General features: G+C 63.6%; 1 protein-coding gene. It reads right to left on the bottom strand.

The window, feature by feature from the left end; translation table 11 throughout:
* Window positions 1-698 precede the first annotated feature (698 nt).
* A complete protein-coding gene (locus HLB44_RS36675) occupies window positions 699-1,082 on the bottom strand; it encodes a hypothetical protein (RefSeq protein ID WP_173135818.1) in 384 nt (127 codons plus the stop codon).
* Window positions 1,083-1,230 lie beyond the last annotated feature (148 nt).

Below are 1,230 nucleotides of genomic sequence, written 5' to 3'. Positions count from 1 at the left end.
AACTCCGATCGTGCTCGCCGGCGAAGGTGGACTGAACGAAGCCTGCGCAAGCGGCGCACTTCGACGGACACCTAACGTTTGAGGTAACGCGCGGCCGCCAGCGGAGCGCCAGGGCCGCGAGGCGCATGATATGCCTGGGTGCCTCGCGGCCCTGGCGCGCAGCTGGTGGACGTCGCGTTGACCGAAGGGTTAGGCCTCGGATGTGGTGGCGACCGTGAACACCGCGAGCACCTGAAGGATGGCGTGGCCAGCACTGAGGATGCCAGGGGCGACGGGTGCCCTTTGTTCAGATGCTCGGTGAGCATTGACGCGCTTGATGCCAGAGCCACGCAGTGTGTTCTGGTCTTGTTGACCTTGGGGGGAGGATCCTGAACGGCCACGGCTCCTCATTTGGCTCTTCGACGTGCTCCGGCCTTGCGCCGACCGTACAGCCCGATGCAGGCCTTGACTCGGCTTTCGTTGCCAGAGCCGATGCGCAACGGTATTCGGCTGTTCGTTTGGTGGCTGAAGCGATGACGGCCGAGTGCATGTGGTGCTTCTGGCAGCGCTACGAGCCGTGGCGGACGTGTTCACCCGAGGCCTAACGTTTGAGGTAACGCGCAGACGACGGTATGGCGCCTGGCCCGCGCAGCACATGATATGCCCCGGTGCTGCGCGGGCCAGGTGCCATGCCGTTGGCTGTCGCGTTGACCGAAGGGTTAGGCGGCACTCTTTGGCTCGGCACGACTAAGCGCAAGCCGGCGAAGACCGAAGGCTGCGACGACTGCTATTGGGACCAGAAGTGCTGCTGCCTGGGCATGAGCGGCATAGAACGGTCCGTAGTGAGCCAGTGCTTCTGGCAAGAACTCTGCTGGGATGACCGGAGGCCAAGCGAACCCGCCAGCAAGCAGTGTCACTACGACCGCAGGTGCGAATCGCGCTGCCAGAACGTAAGTGACAACGGCCGCAACGGCGGCTATGACCGCATCTGTGATCCACAACCGCTCGATGGAAGCAAGTTTGTCGATCACCTCAGCCTGTGTCCCAGCGGTGCAGAGCAGAAGTGCAAAAGCGAGTGTGCATTGGGCGTTGCGTACGTTCATGGCAGAGCTTCGGTGCGGAATGTGCCGCCTAACGTTTGAGGTAACGCGCGGCCGCCAGCGGAGCGCCAGGGCCGCGAGGCACATGATATGCCTGGGTGCCTCGCGGCCCTGGCGCGTAGCTGGTGGACGTCGCGTTGACCGAAGGGTT

Source organism: Pseudaquabacterium terrae, assembly GCF_013266755.1.
Classification (GTDB): domain Bacteria; phylum Pseudomonadota; class Gammaproteobacteria; order Burkholderiales; family Burkholderiaceae_C; genus Pseudaquabacterium; species Pseudaquabacterium terrae.
The sequence above is the reverse complement of the archived record's forward strand: the minus strand, read 5'-3'. Positions and strand labels throughout refer to the sequence as shown.